The sequence below is a fragment of the Streptomyces gilvus genome, from assembly GCF_022513565.1.
Taxonomy (GTDB): domain Bacteria; phylum Actinomycetota; class Actinomycetes; order Streptomycetales; family Streptomycetaceae; genus Streptomyces; species Streptomyces gilvus.
On sequence record NZ_JAKWBE010000012.1, the window covers coordinates 145,013 to 167,343 of the forward strand.

The following is a 22,331-nucleotide window of genomic DNA, read 5'->3' on the forward strand; positions in this document are numbered from 1 at the left end:
GGAGTCCCCGTATTCGGGCGGTGGACCCGTCACTTCGCGCCGACGATCAAGGGTCGGTCGAGGGCGGTGACACGGCCGTCCGGCCATGGTGCGGGGCGAACGGGGGCGGTCGCCATGGCGTACGCCACACGCCGGACCGGACCCGCGTCCGCGCCCCGGATGGCCGAATGTCAACTACCACTGGAGCAACGGAAGTTGACGCGTGTAAGAGCTCGTCGGCCCTTGACGTAAACCATTGGCTGCCGGTTTGCTGTGCGTGATCAGTCGAAGGCAGTCCGCAGCCCTACGCCGACCGTGCCGCGTGAGGAAGACCGAGGTGACTCCACCCCCACCGCCCCTCGGCCGGGCCCGCAAACGTGCGGCCCAGGTCATGGACGCGGCGCTCGACGACGGCGAGCTCGTCGCCGCCCGGGCCGCCCTGGCGCAGGGGCGGTGGCAGGTGGCGCGGTCGCTGCTCGTGCACACGGGGGACGACTGGGACGGGCGCGGCCACCGGGCGGTCGTGCTCGCGCAGGAGCGGCACGCCGCCGCCTGGGCCCGGGACTGGCTGCTCGCCGAACCCGATTCCGGCGACGGGGCCCTGCTTCTCGCGCTGGCCCTGGTCGAGCGCGCCGCACGCGGCAAGGAGAAGCCGGACCAGGCCCGCGAGGCCTGCCGACGCGCCGCGGCCCTGCTGCCCGCCGACCCCACGCCCTGGCTCGGACTGCTCCTGCTGGAGCACTCCTGGGACGAGGCGGAGCGGATCTTCGGCCAGATCCGCGCCCGGTACGCCGACCACCACCACGCCCACCACCTGATGGTCGCCCGCCTCGCCGAACGGCACGCCGAGACCGGCCCCGACCCGCTGCACGAGGTCTACGACTTCGCCAACTGGGCCGCCGAACAGGCCCCCGCCGACTCCCCGCTCGCCGTCCTGCCGGTCATCGCGCACGCCGAGCGCTACCGCGTCCTCGCCGCCCACGGCCATGAACCGGCCAACCCCGCCGCCTCCCGCCACTGGACCGGACGCCGGGCCCGGCAGGTCATGAAGGCCGCCTTCGACTGGTGGCTGGAGTGGGAGCACGAGGGCCACCCGCGCCGGCTGGTCGACCTGAACTTCCTGGCCCACGCCAAGGTCTGCGAGGGCCGGGGCGCCGAGGCCGCCGCCCTCTTCCACCGGATCGGCGAGCACGCCACCGCGGCCCCCTGGTCCTACCCCGACCGCGATCCGTACCCCGCCTTCCGTGCCGCGCGCACCGCCGCGCTCGGCACGGCCTGACATACCCGACGCCGACCCGAGGACGGTCCACCTATGACCACCGAGAAATCCAGCGCGAGCAGACCCGCCGCCGGCATCAGCACGTTCAAGGGCCAGGAGCGCGCCCTGCGGGCCGACCGCCTCGGCACGGGCGGTCTGCTGCTGTCCGTGCTCGCCGCGACCGCCCCCCTCATGGTGGTCGCGGGTGTCATGCCCACCACATTCGCGGTGATGGGGATCGTCGGCCAGCCGCTGCTGTTCGTCGTCCTCGGCGTGGTGCTGATCCTCTTCAGCGTCGGATACGCCGAGATGAGCCGGCACGTCCACAACGCGGGCGCCTTCTACGCCTACATCTCCCGCGGCCTCGGCGGCACCGCCGGCGCCGGCGCCGCCCTGGTGGCCCTGGTCGCCTACAACGCCCTCCAGGTCGGCATCTACGGCATCTTCGGCTTCGAGGTCTCCGGGCTGTTCTCCACCTACGCGCACCTGGACATCGCCTGGTGGATACCGGCGCTGGTGGCGCTGGCGGTCGTCGGCGCGCTCGGCTGGCTGAAGATCGACCTCAACGCGCGGGTGCTGGGCGTGCTGCTGATCGTCGAGGTGATCCTGGTGGTGATCTTCGACGTCGCGGCGGTGGCCGACCCGGCGAAGCAGGGCCTGTCGCTGCACGCCTTCAACCCGGACACCCTCAGCGGCGCTGGTGTCGGCACCGCCCTGTGCTTCTGCATCGCGGCCTTCCTCGGGTTCGAGCAGGCCCCCGTGTACGCGGAGGAGACCAGCAGGCCGCACATCCTGGTGCCGCGCGTGATGTTCCTCGCGGTCGGCGGCGTCGCCGTCTTCTTCGCCGTCAGCTGCTGGGCGCTGACCGTCGCCGCGGGACCCTCCCAGGTCGTCGGCGTGGCGCAGAAGGAGAGCGCCGGCATGCTCTTCTCGCTGACCGACTCCCGCCTCGGCGGGACCTTCACCGACGTGCTGCACGTGCTGTTCGTGACCGGCATGTTCGCGGCCATGCTCAGCTTCCACAACGTCGTCGCCCGCTACACCTTCGCCATGGGACGCGAGGGCCTGCTGCCGCGCGCCTTCGGCCGCACCACCGGCACGAGCGGCGCCCCCGGCACCGGCTCGCTGCTGCAGACGGCCGTCGCGGCGGTGATCGTGATCGTCTTCGCGGTCGCCGACGACAAGCCCACCGGCGATCCGACGGCGCCGGTGCTGCACCTGTTCACCTGGTTCGGCAACATCGGCGCGCTCGGGGTGATCGTGCTGATGGCGGCCGCCTCGGTGTCGGTGATCGTCTTCTTCGCCCGGCGCGGGGCCGTGGCCGCGCAGGCCTGGCGGCTGGTGACCTCCGCACTCGCCGCCGTCGCCCTGCTGGTGATCGCCGGCTACACGGTCAAGGACTTCGACGTCCTGGTCGGCGCCGGCCCCGACTCGGCGCTGAGCTGGGTGCTGCCCGGCACCATCGGCCTCGCCCTGGTCGTCGGTCTCCTCCAGGGCCTTCTCCTGCGCTCGCGCGCACCCGAGGCCCACGCCCGCATCGGCCTCGGCAACGAGGCGTTCCAGCTGGACAAGGCGGCCCAGGAGACGGCGTAGCACCGCGGCGCCGACGCCATCGCACCGGCGCGTTTCTGAGAACGCCGTAAGAAGTGCTTACGGAACCCTGACGAGCACCCGCGATTCCTGGTCCGGCCGGGCCCGCGGGTGTTCGAATGGATACGTGAACCCCGAACAACCCGAGGAGCCGGGCAAGCCGGCGCCGCCCCCGCAACGCGGAACCCCGGTCGGCCGCCGGGTCCTGCTCGGCACCATCGGCCTGGGCGCCCTCGGCGTGGTGACCGCGCCCACCCTGCAGAACGCCCTGGAGAGCTTCCTCGGCGCCGCGGCCGGCAAGGACCCCACCGGCCTGACCGGTCTGCTCCCGAACGGCGGCGGTTTCCGCTACTACTCGGTCACCACCTCGGTACCGCACAAGAACGCCTCGAACTACCGCCTCACCGTCGGCGGACTGGTCGACCGCCCGAAGACCTACACGCTCGACGACCTGCGCGCCCTGCCGCAGACCCGGCTGGTCAAGGACGTCCAGTGCGTCACCGGCTGGCGGGTCCCGGACACCCCCTTCGAAGGGGTACGACTGTCCGACCTGCTGGACGCGGCGGGCGTGCGCTCCGGCGCCGGGGCGGTCCACTTCACCTGCTTCGACGGCGCGTACACCGAGAGCCTCACCCTCGACCAGGCGCGCCGCTCCGACGTCCTGGTCGCGCTGCGCATGCAGGACAAGGAGATCGGCCACGCCCACGGCGGCCCGGTCCGCCTGTACGTGGCGCCGATGTACTTCTACAAGTCCGCCAAGTGGCTCTCCGGCATCACCGTCACCGAGCGCGTGGAGCGCGGCTACTGGGAGCACCGGGGCTACGACGTCGACGCCTGGGTCGGCAAGTCGAACGGACGCGACGATGACCCTACGAGCTGAGGCGCACAGCCCGGCCGCCACCGAGGTCCGCCGCTTCGGCCCGGTGCAGAAGTGGGTGCACCGGACCACGGCCGCGCTGATGGGCGTGTGCGTGGTGACGGCAGCCTTCCTCTACATCCCGCAGTTCGCGGAACTGGTCGGCCGCCGCGAGCTGGTGGTGCGCGTCCACGAGTGCGCCGGGCTCGCCCTGCCGGTGCCCGTACTGGTGGGCCTGGTCTCCCGGCACTTCCGCGCCGACCTCGGGCACCTCAACCGCTTCGGGCCGCACGACCGGACCTGGCTGCTCGCCGTCGTCAGCCGCGACAAGCGCCGCTCCTCGCGTCCGGCGGCGAAGTTCAACGCCGGTCAGAAGATCTACGCGTCCTGGATCGCCGGGGCCACGCTGGTGATGCTCGGCACGGGCCTGATCATGTGGTTCACCCACCTCACCTCGATCGTGTGGCGCACCAGCGCGACCTTCGTGCACGACTGGCTGGCGCTGACCATCGGGATCGTCATCGCCGGGCACATCGGCATGGCGATCGGCGACCCGGAGGCACGCGGCGGCCTACGGACGGGGAAGGTGAGCCGGGAGTGGGCGAAGCGCGAACACCCTCTCTGGCGTCCGTGAGCCGGGTCGTTCCGAAGGCTGCGAGCTCTGGCCCGGTGACGGGACCGTGACGGTGGGCGCCACCACCGTGAAGGCATCTTTGAGACGTGCTTCGGTGCCGCCGTACCGGACGACCACGTCCACGGATGCCGGATAGGCGCCCAGGACCGGTACGACCGCCGACAGCACCACTGCGTCGCCCGACACGGAGCGCAGCACGGGCGGCACGGGCAGCGCGCGCCCGCCGATGGACACGCTTGCGAAAGCGGGCAGTTCGGCGGGGTCGAAGTAGGTGCCGTGCAGCTCGATCCCGACGGTGTCGCCGGGCTGGGCCACCTCGGTGTCCACCCCGGCGATCCGGTAGGCGCACGCGGGCGCGGAGCCCGAGGAGGCCTTCAGCCGCACGCTGGCGTGAGGATGCAGCCGGTGCAGCTCCAGCAGCCCGCCGAGGACGGCGTAGGCGGCGCGTCCCTTGCACGTGTCGATCTCGCCGGCCAGCGCGGTGTACTCCCCGGCGACCGTCGCCCAACTCCCGCCCCGGCCCTGCACGGCGAGACAGGCGGTGGCCAGAGCCCGCAGCACCCGCCACTCGGGGTCGGCGGAGCCCGCCGGGACGGCCGTGCGGGCGTCCCGGCACCGGCCCGGGTCCCTCAGCTGGTCGTACACACTGGCCGGGTCGGGCGCGTGGTCGGCGTTCGGGGAGACCGGGCCGGGCGGAAGCCAACCAGCGCTCAGAGGAAGGCTGTTGCTGTGGCTGGGGGAGGACGCGGGAGAGTCGCGGCGGGGAGCCGCGGCGCCGGAACGGTGGCGCGGAACGTCCGGGCGTACGGTCCCCTCGGCCTCCCCCGCCGGTGACTGGCGGGGGGTCGGGGAGGGCGGTGCCGTGCGGCCGTCGGTGACCGACGGACCGGTGGTCACGATGGAGCTGCTGCCGCCCCCGCCGTCCGGGCTGCCACTCCCGTCACCGCCGAAGGCCGCGACGGCCACCGCCACCGCTCCCGCCACGAGCAGCCCCGAGATACGCATCCCGAGGGAAACCGCCATCACGCCCCCCGACACGGTCCGCCCCCGGAGCTCCCAGGCCCGGGGATCTCCTCATCATGCGGTCGGCCACGCGCCCGGGGAAGCCGTATTGGGCTGATTCTTGGGGAATGTTCAGGAAGTCCCGAAGTCCAGCAGCACCTTGCAGGAGCGGCTGCGGTCCGCCGCCAGCGCGAAGGCCGCCCCCGCCTCCCGCACCGGGACCACCGCGCTGACCAGCCCGTCGAACGCGGGCTCGGCCGCCAGCAGCCGCAGCGCATCGTCGAACTCGGTGTCGAAGCGGAAGGCGCCCCGCAGCTCGATCTCCCGGCTGACGACGAGATTGCCGGCGAAGGGAGAGGGCCCGGGCGGCAGTATCCCCAGCTGGACCACGACCCCGCCGCGCCGCACCAGCCGCAGACACGTGTCCAGCCCCGCCGCCACCCCGGACGCCTCCACGGCCACGTCCACCTCGGACGGCCACCTGGGATCGTCCGGGTCGTCGGCCCGTACGACGGTGTCGGCGCCGGCGAGGCGGGCGTACTCCAGGGCGGCGGGGAGCAGGTCGGTGACCGTGATCCGTGCGGCGCCCGCCGCCCGGGCCGCAGCGACGACCAGACAGCCGATGGGCCCGGCCCCGGTGACCAGGACGTGCCTGCCCCTGACGGCACCGGCCCGGCGCACCGCGTGCAGGGCGACGGACAGCGGCTCGGCGAGCGCCGCCCGGCGCAACTCCAGCCCCTCCGGCAGCGGTCTCACCTGCTCGGCGGGGACGACCACCCGGGCCGCGAAACCGCCCTGTACATGGGGGAAGCGGGCCGCGCTGCCGAGGTAGCGGGTGTCCCGGCAGACGTTCCGGCGTCCGTCCACGCACTCCGGGCAGGCACCGCAGGGACTGGCCGGGTGCACGGCGACGGCCGTACCGGCAGCGGGACTCGCGGGGGACGGGGAGCCGTACGCGAGGACCGTCCCGACCACCTCGTGCCCGAGCAGCATCGGCTCCCTCAGACGGAAGTCGCCGACCCCGCCGTGCCTCCAGTAGTGCAGGTCGGACCCGCAGACCCCGCCGTAGCGGACGGCCACCAGGGCCTGCCCGGGGGCGGGTTCGGGGACCGGCAGCTCCTCGACGCGCAGGTCGTCCTGACCGTGGATCACACAACCGAGCATCCCCGCGGCCCCCTTCACAGCACGCTCGTCATGCCGCCGTCGACGTACAGCACCTGCCCGCCGACGAAGTCCGCGGCGGGCGAGGCCAGGAAGAGCACCCCGCCCACGAGGTCCTCGGTACGGCCCCAGCGGCCGGCCGGGGTGCGGCGGCGCACCCAGGCGCTGAACTCCTCGTCCTCGACGAGGGGCCCGGTCAGCTCCGTCTCGATGTAGCCCGGACCCAGGCCGTTGACCTGCACACCGTGCGGGCCCCAGTCGGCGCACATGCCCTTGGTCAGCATCTTCAGCGCGCCCTTGGTGGCCGCGTAGGGCGCGATGCCGGGGCGGACCACCTCGCTCTGCAGCGAGCAGATGTTGACGATCTTTCCGTGACCGCGGGCCGTCATGTACCGGGCCGCCTCCCGGCCGACGAGGAAGGCGCTGGTGAGGTTGGTGTCCAGGATGCGGTGCCAGTCGGCGTCGGTGAACTCCAGGAGCGGGGCGCGCAGTTGCATGCCCGCGTTGTTGACGAGGATGTCCAGAGGGCCGACCCGCTGTTCGACGTCCGCCAGGCCGGCCTTCACCGAGGGACCGTCCGTCACGTCGAACACGGCCGTGTGGACGTCCCCGGGCAGTTCCGCGGCCGCCTTGGTGAGGCGGTCGGCGTCCCGGCCGTTGAGGACCACCGTGCAGCCGGCCTCCGCCAGGCCCCGGGCGAGGGCCAGCCCGATGCCCCGGCTGGAGCCGGTGACCAGGGCCCTGCGGCCGCTGATGTCGAACAGGGGGTGACTCATCCTCGTACTCATAGCTAGATGACCAGCGACAGGAGCAGGACCAGGCCGCCCGCGACCACGGAGATGATCGTCTCCATGACGGACCAGGTCTTGATGGTCTGGCCGACGCTCAGCCCGAAGTACTCCTTCACCAGCCAGAAACCGGCGTCGTTGACATGGCTGAAGAAGAGCGAGCCGGCGCCGATGGCCAGGACCAGCAGGGCGGTGTGCGTGGTCGACATGTCGGCCGCGAGCGGGGCGACCAGACCGGCCGCCGAGACCGTCGCCACCGTCGCCGAACCGGTGGCGAGCCGGATGATCACCGCGATCAGCCAGGCCAGCAGCAGCGCCGGGATCGACCAGTCCTTGGAGATGTCCAGGATCATCTGGCCGACGCCGGTGTCGATCAGCGTCTGCTTGAAGCCGCCGCCCGCGCCGACGATCAGCAGGATGCCGGCGATGGGCGCGAGCCCCTGCTCGACCAGCGGCGTGAGCCGCTCCCGGCCGAACCCGGCGGGCCGCAGCAGGGTGAAGATGCCGACCAGCACCGCCGCGAGCAGGGCGATCAGCGGGTTGCCTATGACGTCGAAGACGCGCTGGGTGAGGTTCGCCGGGTCGTCGATGATGATGTCGACCAGGGCCTTGGACAGCATCAGCACGACCGGCAGCAGGACGGTCGAGAGGGTGGCGCCGAAGCCGGGGCGGTTCTCCAGTTCCTCGGAGGCGCGCGGCGGCAGCATCCGGTCGGGGACCGGGACGTCCACCCAGCGGGCCGCGACCTTGGAGAACAGCGGGCCGGCGATGATCACCGTCGGGATGGCGACCAGGATGCCCAGCGCCAGTGTCACGCCCAGGTTGGCCTTGACGGCGGAGATCGCGACCAGCGGTCCGGGGTGCGGCGGGACGAGACCGTGCATCACGGACAGACCGGCGAGCGCCGGGATGCCGATGCGCATCACGGAGTAGTTGCCGCGCTTGGCGACCATCAGCACGACCGGGATCAGCAGCACGATGCCGACCTCGAAGAACAGCGGGAGCCCGATGACCGAGGCGATGAGCACCATCGCCCAGGGCATCGCCCGGCCGCCGGCCTTGGCGAGGATCGTGTCGACGATCTCGTCCGCTCCGCCGGAGTCGGCGAGCATCTTGCCGAGGATCGAGCCCAGGGCGATCAGCACACCGACGCTCGCGACGGTGGTGCCGAGTCCTGTGGTGAAGCTGGTGATGACCTTGTCCAGCGGGGCGCCCGCGACGGCGCCGAGCGCCAGCGAGCCGATGGTCAGGGACAGGAAGGCGTGCAGTTTGAACCGGGTGATGAGCACGACGATGACGGCGATGCCCACGAGTACGGCGATGCCCAGCTGAGCGTGGCCGGCCGAGGTGATCGGCTCGGGTGCGTCCGCTGCCAGCATCTCGACGCTGAGTCTGGTCACGGTGTTCCCTTGCAGGTACGGGGAGTCGGGTAGGGGGTGTTACCGGGCCGGGTGGGGGAGTGCGCTCAGCGCCTTCATGGCCCGTTCGGTGATCTCTTCGGGGCTGCCGGTGACGTCCACCGCGACACCCGCCTCGTCCGGCTGGAGCGGCTGGAGCGTGGCGAACTGGGAGTCGAGCAGCGCCGTCGGCATGAAGTGACCCTGCCGATGCGACATCCGGTCCTCGATCAGGGCGCGGTCGCCCGTGAGGTGGACGAAGACGACACCGGGGGCGGCGGCGCGCAGCCGGTCGCGGTACGACCGCTTCAGCGCCGAGCTGCTGACCACCCCGCCGAGCCCGGCCCGCTCGTGCGCCCAGGCGCCGATGGCGTCGAGCCACGGCCACCGGTCCTCGTCGCCGAGCGGGATCCCGGCCGACATCTTGGTGATGTTGGCCTGCGGGTGGAAGTCGTCGCCCTCGGCGTACGGAACGCCGAGCCGCGCCGCGAGCAGGGGACCGATGGTGGTCTTCCCGGTGCCCGCGACGCCCATGACCACGACGACATGGGGGGTGCTCATCGCTGCCTCACTGTCCTCTTCGACACATGATGTCGAGGTAACTGAAACCGATTAGGTACGACGAATTCAAGACCCTGGCATAAATAAGTCTGACTTTTTGTCTCTGTGATCCACCCCGTACTCTGAGTGCATGAGCACACCGGGCCGGGGGCTGCACGGCCATGTACTGGACACCCTCGGCCCCGCGATCACAGCGGGCGAGTACCCGCCGGGCAGCGTTCTGCGCACCGACGAGCTGGCACAGCGTTTCGACGTCTCACGTTCGGTGATGCGGGAGGCCGTCCGGGTCCTGGAGTCCATGCACCTGGTCGAATCGCGCCGGCGGGTGGGCGTGACGGTGCGCCCGAAGGCCGAGTGGAACGTGTACGACCCGCAGGTCATCCGCTGGCGCCTGGCCGGCGCCGACCGCCCCCGTCAGCTGCGCTCACTGACCGTGCTGCGCTCGGCGGTCGAACCGGTCGCCGCCGGTCTCGCGGCGAAGCACGCCAGCGCCGAACAGTGCGCCGAACTCACCCAGTGCGCCCTCGGCATGGTCGCCAACTCCCGCGGCCACCGGCTGGAGGGGTACCTCGTCCACGACGTGGCCTTCCACCGCGCGATCCTCGCCGCCTCCGGCAACGAGATGTTCGCCCGCCTCGGGGACGTCGTCGCCGAGGTCCTCTCCGGCCGCACCCACCACGACGTGATGTTCGAGGACCCCGACCCCGCCGCCGTCACCCTCCACGTCCAGGTCGCCGAGGCGGTCCGCGCGGGCGACGCCACCCGCGCGGAACAACTGACCCGTGAGATCACGGTGGGCGCCCTCCAGGAACTGGACATCCTGGCGCCCTAGGGCAGGAGGAGCGGAAGCGGTGAACTCCCGCCGGGCATCCGGGTCGGTGGGGAACAGGCTTGCCGGCGGGACGGATACGGGATCGCTCTCGCCGAAGACCTCGAGCCAGTTCGCCCCGTCCTGCCGGCACCGGCGGTCCCATCGGGAAACCAGGACTACCTAAGCTCCACGGAATCGGGCGTCAGCTGCGGATCAGCCGAGGTCAGTCGGCTCACCATCGCCGCCCTGGACGTCACGTCGAGCTTCATGAAGATGCGGCGCAGATGGGAGGCCACGGTCCAGGTGCTGATCTCCAGGACCGAGGCGATCGTCTTGTTGGGGTGACCGCAGGCGACCATGCGGGCGATCTCCAGCTCGCGCGGGCTCAGTAAGGACACGGGCCCCGTCCGGTCGCCGCGCATGACCAGGCACCGTACCCCGTCGATCTCCATGTCCAGCAGCACATGTCCGTCACCGGCGGCGAGCTTGGCGATCAACTCCACCGCCAGCGCCTCGACTTCGGCGGCGGTCCGCTCCCTGGCCAGTAGTCCGGTACCCGCACCGTCCGTCATCGCCAGCCCCCTTGCCTTCAGCGGCCGGGATCTCACCCGGTTCCACGCCCGTCGGCATGAGCGCACTTTAACAGCGGGCGAGGCCCCCCTGTGCCCCATTTGCGTGTAGCACGTCCGAGGGACGCTCATCCGAACCCGACCGGTACGGCCGACCGCAGGACGTGCGACTGGTACGCCAACTCCGCCATGACCAGGGTGAGTTCTCCGACCGCGTAACGAGAGGCGGCGATGCAGATGCGCCAGGCCGAGCTGGAGTACGAGGACGAGGCCGCCCTGGAGAGCGAGTTCGAGGGCGCCGGCGAGGAGGAGTACCTCTACGAGGAAGAGGGCGAGGAAGAGGGCGAGGAGTTCCTCGGCCGGATCGCGGGTGCGCTCGGCGGACTCCTGGGCGAGGGCGAGTTCGAGGGGGAGTACGAAGGCGAGTGGGAGGGCGAGTTCGAGGAGGAGGGCGAGTCCGAGGAGGAGGCCTTCTTCCGCCGGATCCGCTCCTTCGTCCGCCGCGCCGCCCCGATCCTGCGCCAGGTCGCACGGGTGGCCGCCCCGATGGTGGGCACCGCGATCGGCGGACCCCTCGGCGGGGCTCTCGGGAGCGTCGCCGCCCGGGCGCTGGGCGAGGGCGAGTTCGAGGAGGAGTACCTCTACGAGGAGGAGGGCGAGGCCGAGTTCGAGGCGGAGGCGGAGGAGGAGTCGACCCGGCCGCTGACCCAGCAGGAGGCGCTGGCGGAGATGATGGCCGCCGTCGCGGCGCAGGCCCGGACCGAGGCCGAGGCCGAGGCGATGATCGGTGCCGCGACCGTCTCCGCGCTGTCCGCCCGGGACCGGGCGGCCCTGCGCCGGCTGCTGCCGCATCTGGTGCGGGCCACCTGCGTCCTCACCAGGCTGCTGCGACGGCAGCGTGCCACGCGGCCCGCCGTGCGTGCCGTGCCGCTGATCGTCCGCCGCACGGCCCGTGTCCTCGGCGCCCGCGCCGCGGCCGGCCGGCCCGCGGACCGCCGTACCGCCGCCCGTGTCATGGCCGGACAGACCCGGCGCGTCCTGGGCAGCCCGCAGCAGACGGCCCGGGCGCTGCAGCGCAACGTGCGCGCCGCGACCGCGGTCCGTGCCACCAGCCCCGCCGCCCGGACCCGCCGCCCCTACGCGGGCGCGCGGCCCCGCCGCCCTGGCTACTCGGCCCCGCGCTGAGCCACAGGAAGGACTACGGCCAATGAGCACGACCACCAACGGTGCCGGCCCCAGGACGTCCGGCGCGGCGCCGCTCCCCGAGCTGGAGGGGGAGTGGGAGAACCTGTACGAGGACGAAGGCGCCCTGGAGAACGAGTTCGAGAACGAGTACGAAGGCGAGTTCGAGGGCGAGTTCGAAGGGGAGGAGTTCCTGTCCTCCCTCGCGGGACTGGCCGGCCGGGCGGCGCGCTCGGCACTGGGCTCACTGAGCGGCGGGGGCCCGGAGCAGGAGTATCTCTTCGAGGCAGAGGACGAGTTCGAGGAGGAGTTCGAGGAAGAAGGCCTCCATCACAGGGAGTTCGAGGAGGAGGCCCTCCACGAGTACGAGGAGGAGGGCGAGTTCGAGTACGAGTCCGAGGGGATGGCCAATCCCCTTCGGCGGATCTACCCGGACGCCCTGATGGAGCACCTGGGACATGCCGCCGCCGAGGCGGAGTCCGAGGAGGAGGCCGAGGCGTTCATCGGCGCGCTGGCGCCCATCGCCGTGGGCCTGGTGCGCCGGGCCGCGCCGGCCGTGATCCGCCACGCCCCGCAACTCGTCCGGGGCCTCGCGGGCGTGACCCGCACCCTGCGCCGCAGTCCCGCGACACGGCCCCTGGTCCGGGCGCTCCCCACCATCGCCGTGCGCACCACCAGCAGTCTGGCCCGGCAGGTGGCCCGGGGCCGCCCGGTCACGGCACGCTCGGCCGCCCGCACCCTGGCCGGCCAGACGGCGGCGGTCCTGTCCGACCCGCGCAGGCGCCGTGCGGTGCTGCGGCGGGCCCGGACCATGGACCGCCGGTACCACCAGGCCGTACGGTCGGGTGCTCCCGCGCTGGCGCCGGTCTCGGCCGCAGCCGTGCGCTCGGTGGCGGCCGTCCCGACGAGCGTGAGCGGCCCCGGACTGCGCGGACGGCCGGCGGTCGTCCCGACGACGCGTCGCCGGTACGGGCCGCGCCGCGTGGCCGCCCCGCCCGCCGGTCTGCCCGCCCTGTCCATCGCGTGGGTCCCGGTCCCCGCCTATCGCCCGGCCCGCCCCCGCAGGCCCTACGGCTTCTGACGGAGGCCGACGATGACCGCAGCCACGCCGTGCTACCGGGCAGCCCGGAAAGTCCCTTCCGTAAACCCGCACCTCGCCGCCTCGCCCGACCCGGGGCGGACGCCGCGAAGTGCCGTACGGCGGCTGCGGTCCCGGGGCGCGGTCCGCTCCCGGATTTCAGCCGGAGGCCGACGATGAGCGCGCCGACGGCCCGCGACCGGGCCCGTACATCGGGTACGGGCGACTCTCCCTCGGGCGCGGCTCGCTCGGGCGCCCCTCACTCAGGAGCCCGTCCGGTGCCGGCCGCACAGCCCAGGATGGCCGCCGCCGGCGCCATCCCCGCCCGCCCCCGGGGGCAGGCCCGTCGCGCCCCCGGGATTCCGCTCCGTACACCGGATCCGGGCACCGCCGTCGTCCAGTCCGGTCGCCCCGCGCGTTCCGCTCCCGTCGTCGTCCCCGTCCGTCGACCGTGGCTCCGCGCACAGGGGCTGAACGTCACCCGGCATGCCGCGGCCCTGCGCCCCTTCCGGGCGGGGGAGTTCGGGAACGGGGCGGCGGCGCCCACCGCCGGCCATCTGCAGGCCGTCAACGCCCTGCTGGGACAACTGCGTGCCGAACTGCTGCGGCAGAGCGAGCAGGTGCGGGAGCTGGCCCGCGCTGCCGAGGCGCGGCCCGCGACCCGGCAGCTGCAGCGGCTGCTGACGGCCAAGGAACAGGCGCACGACTGGGTGCGTGAGGTCGAGCGGATCTGGGACTTCTACTTCGAGCTGTTCGGCCAGCGCCAGTCCGTGTTCGCGGACGCCCTGCTGGCGTGCGACCGTATCGCCCTGTCCTGCTATCAGGCCGCCTACCTCGGTGTCGGCGAGGCCAAGCCGCTGCCGGCTCCGCCCCCGTTCTCCTTCATGCGCACCGGCTTCTCCCCGGCCACCTTCCGCCGCGGCATCCCGCTGCGCCGCCTCGGCCGTCGCCTCAACCCCTTCCCGCTCGTCCAACTGCCCTACCACCGCCTGGTCAATCCCTGGACCCTGGGCGCGGTGCTCCACGAGGTCTCCCACAACCTCCAGAGCGACCTCGGCCTCGACAAGGCCGTCCCCCGTGCGATCGCCCGCCGACTCCTCGACGAGGGCTGCCCGCCCGCCGTCGTGCGCACCTGGGTCCGCTGGAACCGCGAGATCCACGCCGACCTGTGCGCCCTTCTGCTCGGCGGCCCCGCCGTGGTCGGGTCCCTGCTCGACGTGATCGGCCGCGCCCCGGCGACCGTCCTGACATACAGCCCGCACGGTCCGCATCCGACGCCCTGGTTCCGGGCCTGGATCTCGATCGAGCTGCTGCGGCGGATGGGCTTCGAGCAACAGGCCGAGCGGTACGGGCGGTTGTGGGCCGCGATCTATCCCGACCCGCGGGCCGGCACCCTGCCCCGCGAGCTGCTGGCCACCTTCGAGGCCGCCCACCCCGCGGTCGTCGACGCCCTGTGCTTCCGGGCGTTCCCCGAACTCGGCCGCCGCAGCCTCGCCCAGGTGCTGCCCTTCGGCACCAAGGAGTACGCCATGCAGCGGGAAGCCGCCGAACGCCTCGCCGCCGGAACCGACCCGGGCATCATCCCGGCCCGTTTCCTGATCGGCGCCACCCGCTCCGCCCTGGACCGCCGTCTCGCCCGCCCGGGCGTGATCACCCGCAACTTCTACACGGAACTGGCGCGGCGATGACGGTGACGGCGATGACCCGGTTCGAGCCCGCGGGCCGCACGGCGCCCGCCGTCACCCAGCAGGACCCCATGCGCTCCTCGTCCGGCCTACGCCGCTGACCTGGAGAGAAAGGAGAGCACGATGCCGAAGCTCACGATCCGGGTCTTCCTCAGCCCGCGCCGCGTGAACGAGAAGAAGCCCCACCGGTGGCGTGACGGCTGGCCCACCCCCTCCGGCGTCGTCATCGAGCTGACGCACGGCGACGCACCGCGGAGCGGGAAGGGCGACGAGGGCCACGGCGGGCACCGCGGGCCGATCACGCTGCACGCCTCCGACGAGCACGGCTTCCTGCGGCACGAGAACGTGCCGCCCGGCCGGTACAAGGTCGGCGTCCGGCACGGCGCGGGAGCCTTCTGCAGGGCGCTCGTGGTCCACGGCGGCACCGACGACCGCCACCACATCGAGGTGGGCGAACACCGGCCCGCCGAGGCGGAGATCGTGCTCCTGCCCGCCGAGAACCAACGGCTCTTCCTGCTCCACGCCCTCTTCGAGTCGGGCGAGCCGCTCGACGGCGCCGAGCTCAAGGTGCAGGGCAAGCCGTTCTTCAGCGGCGCCGACGGCGCCGTGTACGCCGCCTGCCCGGACGAGCGCGTCACCGTCATCCCCTGCGACCACCCCGGCGCCCGGGCCGTCGCGCGAGACGGGACCTTCGAGGCCGACCGCGCCGGCGTGGAGGGCGGCGAACCGCCGGAGTACGGCATCGACGTGTACTACCGCCCCGCCCCGGCCCGGCTCACCGTCACGCCCCGGCTCAAGGACACCCCGCTGTCCGGCGTGGTCCTCGAACTGACCCGGCACGACGACCCCGACACCGAGCCGGTGCGCCGGGCGACCGACTCCCTCGACACGACCTGCGTCTTCGACGACGTCCCCGCCGGCCGCTACACCGTCGCCGTCGTCGACACCACCGCGGCGACGTACGGCACCACCCGGCGCTCCGTCGTCGCGGTGCCCGGACAGCACCGCGCCAACCTCACCGTCCGTGCGGGCGACGACCTCGACCTGTCCGGTTCCTTCGCCTTCGAGCTGTCCACGACGGCCACCGGCACGCTGACCGGCCTCGTGACGGACCGCGCGGGCGTGCCCCTGAACGGCGTCGAGATCGCCGCCCGCCAGAACGACCGCCTGGAGCGGGCGAAGACCCACCTCAACGGCCGCTACACCGTCGCCGACCTGCCGGCCGGCGCCTGGACGGTCTCCCTCGCCCGCTCACCGGTGACGGTCGGCGGCCGCAGCCTCGTCGCCGACCCGCCCGAGGGCGTCACCGCGACCGTCGCCGAGCAGCGCACCAACGAGGCACCTGACCTGGTCCTCGGCGAGGAACCGCACATCGTCTTCGGTTTCGTCAGCGACGAGAACGGACAACCCCTCGACTTCGCGACCGTCGAGATTCGAAGCGCCGACGGTGGAACCCGGCTCGGCACCACCCAGACCGACGACAAGGGGCGCTACGAGTGGGCCGCGCCCACCGCCGGCAGGTTCCTGCTGAGCGTGGTCAGCCAGGACGGCAGGCCCGTGCGCCGCTTCCCGGTGGAGGTGCACTCCACGACCCGGATGGACATCACACACCGCGTCAACGGCAGTTCGGGCCCGCCCGGCCCCACGCCCCCGCCCGCCCCCGACCAGAACCTGGTCGACCTGTCGACCTTCCCGGTGCTCACCGAGGAGATCGGCACCTCGGGCGGCCGGGCCGCGGGCTCCGGCACCGCCGACCGGGCATCGTCGTACGGACAGACCGTCGAGGGCGCCCTGCGGGACGTGCTCGGCTGGCGGCCGGGCTCCAACACCTCCGGATTCCAGGCCGCGCTGGCCGGCGCCTTCGAACTCCGCGACGTCCAGGGCCACACCGAGTTCACCTGGCATCCCCGCGGCTACGCCGTTCAGGCCGACCTCGGCGCCCTCACCGGCGCACAGGCGAGCATCTACCAGCGGGCGAAGAACGCGCTGGACCAGATCACCCCGCTGCTCGACGGCCTCACCCCGCTCGACCCGGCCGCCGACCCGCAGGACACCGAGGCGGTCCGGTCCATCATCCGCGCCGAACTGGGCGAGCTCGTCGACGAGTTGGCCGTCGAGGGCGGCCCGCGCATCCAGCGCGTGGACGAGCTGTTCGTGCTGCTCCTCGGTTCCCGCAACCCCGGCACCCGTCTCGATCCGGACAGCGTGGGCGGTCAACTCGCCCAGCTGCGGGACCGGTTCGGCCTGTCCAGCGCACGGATCGGAACGCTCGACGAGGAACGGATCGTCACCAACTTCCGTATCGTCGTCGACCACGTCCTCGCGCTCGCCGCCGGCTGGGACAAGGACCGTGACCTGTTCGCCGGCACCACCGCGCAGACCTCGCTGGGCACCGTCCTCATCCAGCTCTCCCGCAGTCTGGACGTCGTCGCCCAGTCCGTGGAGGAGACCGTCTTCGCCCTGGACTCGGTCTTCGTGGACGCGGCGCAACGCCAGACCATCCAGCTGCGGTTCGGCGACGCCACCCCGCCCACCCCGCCGATCCTCCTGTCCGACCTGCTGGACTGGGTGGTGCGCGTCTCCACCATGGAGGGCCCCCGGCTCATCCAGGACGCCGGCAAGGACGGGGTGATCGCGATCGCGCCCGTGCTGGACCAACTGGCCCGGCTGATCCGTCTCACCACGCAGCTGGTCACCACCCCACCGAACCAGGGCGGCGACCCCACGCTGCCGGACGGCATCCGAACCCCGCGCGTCCTGCGGGCACTGCGCGAACTGGGCGGACAACTCGACAACGCAAGCGGGCTCGCGAGTGCCGTGCAGCGGCCCGAGGCCGTGGAGATCGTCTTCGTCGACGCCGCGAGTGCCGGCGGCGACGGGCTGCCCGCCACCGTGACCGTCGTCGGGCGCGGCTTCGTCCCCGGCTCGCAGGCCGTGCTCACCGCCGCGGGCCGGCCGCAGTTCGGGGAGTTCCCCGCCACGAGGCCGGTGGTCCTGGGCCCGTCCAGCCGGGCGACCTTCACCTTCGGCTTCCTGCCCAGCGGCACGCCGGCCGCTCCGATCACCTGGCTGATCACGGTGGTCAACCCGGGCGCCGTCCGCAGCAACACGGTCGACGCGCTGACGACCTGACGGAGGAGACCCATGGCGAACGAACAGGACTACCAGGCCTTCCTCGACCGCATCGCGGCCCTCCGGGAGACCGTCACCGACCGGCTGTCCGCGCAGCTCGTCGCAGATCCGCAGCTCGCGGACGTGCTGACGAAGCAGATAGACGACCTGCTGCAGTCCGCGGTCAAGGCCGACCTGGAGCAGAAGCCGCCGCCGGACAAGGGCCTCGCCCAACTGGTCGGCATCGGCGACCAGGCCGCCGACGCCCTCGGCAAGACCAGGCTGCCGCAGGCGATCGAGCCGTACGACGAGACGGTGTCGTCCGAGCGGCTCGTGGCGATGGCCGACCTCTATTACATCTACCAGCACGAGATGATCGGCGTGTTCCGCGCCGTGCAGAAACTCCAGGAGCTGTTCCGCGCGGGTGCCGTGTACCTGTCCAGCGGTGCGGGCGCCTACGCGCTCTACCAGTTCGACCGCCGCGAGGTGCTGCGCTACACGCGCCGGGACCGACTGGCCGCCTACCGCCGCGCCTTCGGCTACGGCAGGGCGCCCGTCCCCTCCGGATCCCGCGCCAACGGCGACTTCCACGGCCTCTTCGAGCACTTCGTCAACCAGGTCGCGCTCTTCCACCGCGACAAGCGGATCGCGGACGTGGTGCGCGAGCGGGCCTACGACCCGAGCTTCGGCAGCATCGCCGTGGTCCGCCGGGCCGGCCTGGACCTGCGCAACAACCTGAAGTTCACCTCGTACGGCCATGTGAACGTGCTCCGCGTCGAGGTCATGCAACTCCTCGACGAGGCCTACCGCATCCTGGGCTCCGACGACATCAGGCGGCTGTACGGCGCCGACACCGCCTGGGACGTCGTGGAGATCGTGCTCGCCCAGTACTTCGGCGAGCGCCTGGTCACCTCACCGCGCCAGCGCATGGGCATCGCCGGCCGCGAGGTCCTGCGCTGGCTGGCCCAGCCGCATCTGCTGCAGACCCAGCGCGCCAAGTTCGAGACGCTCCTGCTGGAGATCGCCGAGAGTGCGGAGGAATGGCTCACCAGTGCCCAGTCGCTCGGTGTCGCCGTCCGCCAGGAGGACCGCCGGGGCATGCCCTGGGACCGCTCCGCCGCGCCGGTCGCAGGCGCCCAACGCGTCACCCGCCCCCGGCCGCCGGCCCCGCCGGCGGTCCGCGGCACGGGTCCGGCCGGCGGGACACGGGGCCGTGTCACCGCACCGCTCAACGGGGCGCGTGTGTGAGCCGAAGCGGTGAGACCGGCGCCGACCGCGCGCGGAGAGCCCCCGGGGAAACGGTTCGGCCCGCTGCCGCGGTCCACGTTCCCGGCGGGAGCGTGCCACTCGGGGGCGGCCGTACGGGTTCCGCTCGTACGGCCGCCGCCCTCCGGCATGCGCGCGCCCGTCGCCCCCGCTCCCTGGCCCTCCTGCGCGACCTGATCCGCCACCCCACCGTCAGCGCGGACCCCGCCCACCGCGCCGACCTGCGTGCCTGTGCCGAGCTGCTCGCCGCGCACCTGCGCCGCATCGGTCTGGACGCGGTCACCGTGCGGGCGGGGCGCGTCGCGCCGTACGTCACCGGCGCATGGCTGCGGCGACCCGGCGCCCCCGTGGTGCTCGTCTACGGTCACTACGACGTCCAGCCGGCCGGACCCCGATCGGCCTGGGCCACGCACCCCTTCCGCCCCACGGTCCGCGGCGGGTACGTCCACGGCCGCGGGGCCGGCGACGACAAGGGGCAGCTCGTCGCCCAACTCGCCGCGATCGAGGCCTGGCTGGCGACCGGGGGCCCGCCCGTCAACCTGCGGATCGTCCTCGACGGCGAGGAGGAGATCGGCAGTCCCGCACTCCGGGACCACCTGCCTGGCCGTCCCGCCTTCCTGCGCGCCGATCTCGCCGTCGTCTCCGACACCCGGATGCGGGATGCGCACACCCCCGTCCTCGTCACGGGCCTGCGCGGCTCCCTCGCCGTCCGCCTCGACGTCACCGGACCCGCCACCGACCTGCACGCCGGTGCCTACGGAGGCGCGGTGGCCGAACCCGCCCAGGTGCTGTGCGCGTTGGTGGCGAGCCTGCACCGGCCCGACGGCCGTGTCGCCGTCGCGGGTTTCTACGACGACGTACGCCCCCCGCACCCGGACACCCGCGCCCGCCTCGCCCGCGACGGACCGACCGACCAGCGGTTCCTCGCCCCGGCGGGACTCCGGTACGGACACGGCGAACCCGGCCACTCCGCCTTCGAACGGGCCACCGTCCGCCCGGCCGTGGTCGTCACCGCCCTGCAAGCCGCGGCCCGCGCCGCCGTCCCGCACAGGGCCCGCGCCGACCTCGGTATCCGTCTGGTGCCCGGACAGCGGCCGGCCACCGTGTTCCGCGCCCTGAGCGCCCATCTCGCGCAGCGCGTCCCGCGCGGGGTCAGGGCGCGGCTGACACCGCTCTTCTCCTGCGGGCCGTACCGCATGGACCTCCGTGATCCCTCGGTCGCCGCCGCAAGCCGGGCCACCACCCCCGTCTTCGGCCGGCCGCCCCTCCTGCTGCCCTCGGGTGGCTCCATCCCCTTCGTCGGCGACCTCGCCGCAACCGCCGGCACCCGGACACTGCTCCTGGGCTTCGGCCTCCCCGACGACAACATCCACGCCCCCGACGAACGCTTCGCCCTCAGCAGCCTGCACCGGGGAACCGACACCTGCGTCCGCCTGTACGGGGAACTCGGCGCGCTCTAGGCCCTGGAACCAGCCCTAGTCTTCGAGGAACTCCCCGTCCACGTACACCCAAGCCCCCTCCACCCGCTCAAAGCGGCTCCGCTCGTGCAGCGTGCCGCCCCTGAAGGACGCGCGGAAGGTCACCGTGCCGGTGGTGTGGAAGGGCGAGCCGTCGGCGGTGGCCAGGATCTCCAGGCCCGTCCAGCGCATCCCGGGGTCGAAGTCGACCCGGGCGGGGCGGGTCCGCGGATGCCAGGTGCGCAGCAGATAGGGCTCGTCCCGCCGGACGAACGCGCTGTAGCGCGAGCGCATCAGCGCCTCGGCCGTGGGTGCGGCCGCCTCACCCCGGTGGAAGCGGCCACAGCACTTGTCGTACGTCTCCGCAAGACCGCACGGACAGGAGGCGGCGCGGACGGGCGCGGAACCGTGCTGCCGCCGGGACGGCGAGGGGCGTCGGGACATGGGGGCCATTCTGCCCGGCCCGCCCGCCTACGCCGACTCGGCGTTGGTCGGCGGGTGCGTGGGACGCGCCGGGATCTGGGACGGCAGCGCGGGCAGCCGGGTGCCGTACACCCAGGCGTCGAAGAGGCCGTCCAGCGGTTCGTCCGCGTAGCGGTTCGCGTGGGCCGTGAACGTCGTGGTCGTCACCGCCCCGCCCCGGTGCAGTCCCGCCCAGCCGCGCAGCATACGGAAGAAGGCCTCGTCGCCCATCGCGCAGCGCACCGCGTGCAGCACCAGCCCGCCGCGCTCGTAGAGCCGGTCGTCGAACATCGACTTGCGTCCCGGATCGGCCAGCCGCAGATCCTGCGGCCGCGAGGACAGCAACCGGTGCGCCGCGGCGGCCAGTTGCTGCGCGCTGCGCCCGCCGGACCGCTCCGACCACAGCCACTCCGCGTACTTGGCGAACCCCTCGTTCAGCCAGATGTGCCGCCAGTCCGCGATGGACACGCTGTTGCCGAACCACTGGTGCGCCAGCTCGTGCGCCACCAGCCGTTCCCAACCCCGGGCCCCGTCCACGTGGTTGGCGCCGAACAGCGACAACCCCTGTGCCTCCACGGGCACATCGAGTTCCTCCTCGGTCACCACGACCGCGTACTCGTCGAACGGGTAGGGCCCGAAGAGTTCCTGGAACAGGTCCATCATCTGCGGCTGCCGCGCGAAGTCCCGGGAGAACTCCGGCAGCAGATGCGCCGGGATGTGCCCGTGCTGCGGCACCCCGCCCGGCCCCGGATCGCCCAGCAGCACCGTCTGGTACTTGCCGATCGCCAGACCGACGAGATAGCTGGAGGTCGGCGCGGCCTGCTCGTACACCCAGGTCGTGGTGGACGCCTTGGTGGTACGGGTCAGCAGCCGCCCGCCCGCGACCACCGCGTACGCGGACGGAGTGGTGACCGAGATCTGGTACGAGGCCTTGTCGGCGGGCCGGTCGTTGCACGGGTACCAGGACGGCGCCCCGATCGGCTGGCTCGCCACCAGCGCCCCGTCCTCCAGCTCCTCCCAGCCGAGCCCGCCCCAGGGGCTGGCGACCGGCTTGGGATTGCCCGACCAGTGCACCTCGACCGGGAAGGCGGCACCCGGGCGGACCGGCTTGGCGGGACGGACCCGCAGCCGGCCGCCGCGATGCGTGTAGTGCGCCGGGCGGCCGTCCACCTTGACCCGGCCGATCTTGAAGTCGGCCAGGTTCAGAGTGAACTCGGCGAGCGGCGAGCGACCCGCTATGGCGCTGATCCGGGCACTGCCCGCCAGCCGGTTGGGACCAGGACGGTAGTCCAGCGTGAGCTCGTACCGGTGCACGCGGTAACGGCCATCACCGTGTTCCGGAAAGTACGGGTCCGAACCACCCGACTGCTGAACTGCCACTGCCGCTTCTGCTCCCTGCGCCGTCGAACCACTCGCTCCCGCCGGTGCCCCGCACGCGACACCTTTCGCCTCCCGACCACGGCGCGCCCCTTCGGCGGCCGGTT

Annotated in this window: 19 protein-coding genes; 11 read left to right on the forward strand and 8 right to left on the reverse strand. The window is 72.8% G+C overall.

All coding sequences use genetic code 11. The annotated features are described in order from the left end of the window. Positions 1-316 precede the first annotated feature (316 nt). The 4 genes from MKW14_RS20245 (at position 317) to MKW14_RS20260 (ending at position 4,317) form a co-directional block, all read left to right on the forward strand. Positions 317-1,258 (forward strand): hypothetical protein, encoded by a 942-nt coding sequence (locus tag MKW14_RS20245; RefSeq protein WP_240864211.1) that lies wholly within the window; start codon positions 317-319, stop codon positions 1,256-1,258. Between the two features lie 33 nt (positions 1,259-1,291). Then, positions 1,292-2,830, forward strand: coding sequence for an APC family permease (locus tag MKW14_RS20250; RefSeq protein WP_240864213.1), 1,539 nt, complete (start codon positions 1,292-1,294; stop codon positions 2,828-2,830). A gap of 124 nt (positions 2,831-2,954) precedes the next feature. Beyond that, the gene (locus MKW14_RS20255) at positions 2,955-3,707 is read left to right on the forward strand and encodes a molybdopterin-dependent oxidoreductase (RefSeq protein ID WP_240864215.1); all 753 of its coding nucleotides are present in this window, start codon (positions 2,955-2,957) and stop codon (positions 3,705-3,707) included. Further along, complete coding sequence (locus MKW14_RS20260; protein WP_240864217.1) at positions 3,691-4,317, forward strand: cytochrome b/b6 domain-containing protein; 627 nt, start codon at positions 3,691-3,693, stop codon at positions 4,315-4,317. The genes MKW14_RS20255 and MKW14_RS20260 overlap by 17 nt, the downstream gene beginning before the upstream one ends. Here the strand turns inward: MKW14_RS20260 and MKW14_RS20265 are convergent. From MKW14_RS20265 to MKW14_RS20285, 5 genes are all read right to left on the reverse strand, one after another. Further along, complete coding sequence (locus tag MKW14_RS20265; RefSeq protein ID WP_240864219.1) at positions 4,255-5,340, reverse strand: hypothetical protein; 1,086 nt, start codon at positions 5,338-5,340, stop codon at positions 4,255-4,257. The two genes, MKW14_RS20260 and MKW14_RS20265, sit on opposite strands and share 63 nt — an antisense overlap. Positions 5,341-5,451: 111 nt before the next feature. Then, on the reverse strand, positions 5,452-6,483 hold the full coding sequence (locus MKW14_RS20270; protein ID WP_240864220.1) for an L-idonate 5-dehydrogenase: 1,032 nt from the start codon (positions 6,481-6,483) through the stop codon (positions 5,452-5,454). A gap of 14 nt (positions 6,484-6,497) precedes the next feature. Beyond that, positions 6,498-7,256, reverse strand: a complete 759-nt coding sequence (locus MKW14_RS20275; protein ID WP_240864222.1) for an SDR family oxidoreductase — start codon at positions 7,254-7,256, stop codon at positions 6,498-6,500. Positions 7,257-7,270: 14 nt separating this feature from the next. Continuing rightward, positions 7,271-8,668, reverse strand: a complete 1,398-nt coding sequence (locus MKW14_RS20280; RefSeq protein ID WP_240864224.1) for a GntP family permease — start codon at positions 8,666-8,668, stop codon at positions 7,271-7,273. Between the two features lie 39 nt (positions 8,669-8,707). Beyond that, complete coding sequence (locus MKW14_RS20285; protein WP_240864226.1) at positions 8,708-9,226, reverse strand: gluconokinase; 519 nt, start codon at positions 9,224-9,226, stop codon at positions 8,708-8,710. Between the two features lie 130 nt (positions 9,227-9,356). Between MKW14_RS20285 and MKW14_RS20290 the strand changes: the two genes are divergently transcribed. Then, positions 9,357-10,058 carry a FadR/GntR family transcriptional regulator gene (locus MKW14_RS20290; RefSeq protein ID WP_240864227.1) on the forward strand — a complete coding sequence of 234 codons (702 nt, stop codon included), beginning with the start codon at positions 9,357-9,359 and terminating at the stop codon, positions 10,056-10,058. A gap of 155 nt (positions 10,059-10,213) precedes the next feature. On the opposite strand, the gene MKW14_RS20295 is transcribed toward MKW14_RS20290, so the two are convergent. Further along, the gene (locus MKW14_RS20295) at positions 10,214-10,609 is read right to left on the reverse strand and encodes a response regulator transcription factor (protein ID WP_240864229.1); all 396 of its coding nucleotides are present in this window, start codon (positions 10,607-10,609) and stop codon (positions 10,214-10,216) included. A gap of 228 nt (positions 10,610-10,837) precedes the next feature. Here MKW14_RS20295 and MKW14_RS20300 point away from each other — a divergent pair, with 228 nt between their 5' ends. The 6 genes from MKW14_RS20300 (at position 10,838) to MKW14_RS20325 (ending at position 20,388) form a co-directional block, all read left to right on the forward strand. Beyond that, on the forward strand, positions 10,838-11,791 hold the full coding sequence (locus MKW14_RS20300) for a hypothetical protein (protein ID WP_240864232.1): 954 nt from the start codon (positions 10,838-10,840) through the stop codon (positions 11,789-11,791). Positions 11,792-11,813: 22 nt separating this feature from the next. Continuing rightward, positions 11,814-12,869 (forward strand): hypothetical protein, encoded by a 1,056-nt coding sequence (locus tag MKW14_RS20305; RefSeq protein ID WP_240864234.1) that lies wholly within the window; start codon positions 11,814-11,816, stop codon positions 12,867-12,869. A gap of 275 nt (positions 12,870-13,144) precedes the next feature. Then, a complete protein-coding gene (locus tag MKW14_RS20310; RefSeq protein ID WP_240864236.1) occupies positions 13,145-14,554 on the forward strand; it encodes a hypothetical protein in 1,410 nt (469 codons plus the stop codon). Positions 14,555-14,674: 120 nt separating this feature from the next. Next, entirely contained in the window at positions 14,675-17,683 is a 3,009-nt protein-coding gene (locus MKW14_RS20315; RefSeq protein WP_240864238.1) for a carboxypeptidase regulatory-like domain-containing protein, read from the forward strand. A gap of 12 nt (positions 17,684-17,695) precedes the next feature. After that, a complete protein-coding gene (locus MKW14_RS20320) occupies positions 17,696-18,910 on the forward strand; it encodes a hypothetical protein (RefSeq protein WP_165955031.1) in 1,215 nt (404 codons plus the stop codon). A 92-nt stretch (positions 18,911-19,002) separates the two neighbouring features. Beyond that, on the forward strand, positions 19,003-20,388 hold the full coding sequence (locus MKW14_RS20325) for a M20/M25/M40 family metallo-hydrolase (protein WP_240864240.1): 1,386 nt from the start codon (positions 19,003-19,005) through the stop codon (positions 20,386-20,388). 15 nt (positions 20,389-20,403) lie between these two features. Here the strand turns inward: MKW14_RS20325 and MKW14_RS20330 are convergent, their stop codons facing one another. Beyond that, positions 20,404-20,829: a YchJ family protein gene (locus MKW14_RS20330; RefSeq protein ID WP_240864242.1), complete on the reverse strand. Its 426-nt coding sequence runs from the start codon at positions 20,827-20,829 to the stop codon at positions 20,404-20,406. A 27-nt stretch (positions 20,830-20,856) separates the two neighbouring features. Next, complete coding sequence (locus MKW14_RS20335; RefSeq protein WP_240864244.1) at positions 20,857-22,227, reverse strand: M1 family metallopeptidase; 1,371 nt, start codon at positions 22,225-22,227, stop codon at positions 20,857-20,859. Positions 22,228-22,331 lie beyond the last annotated feature (104 nt).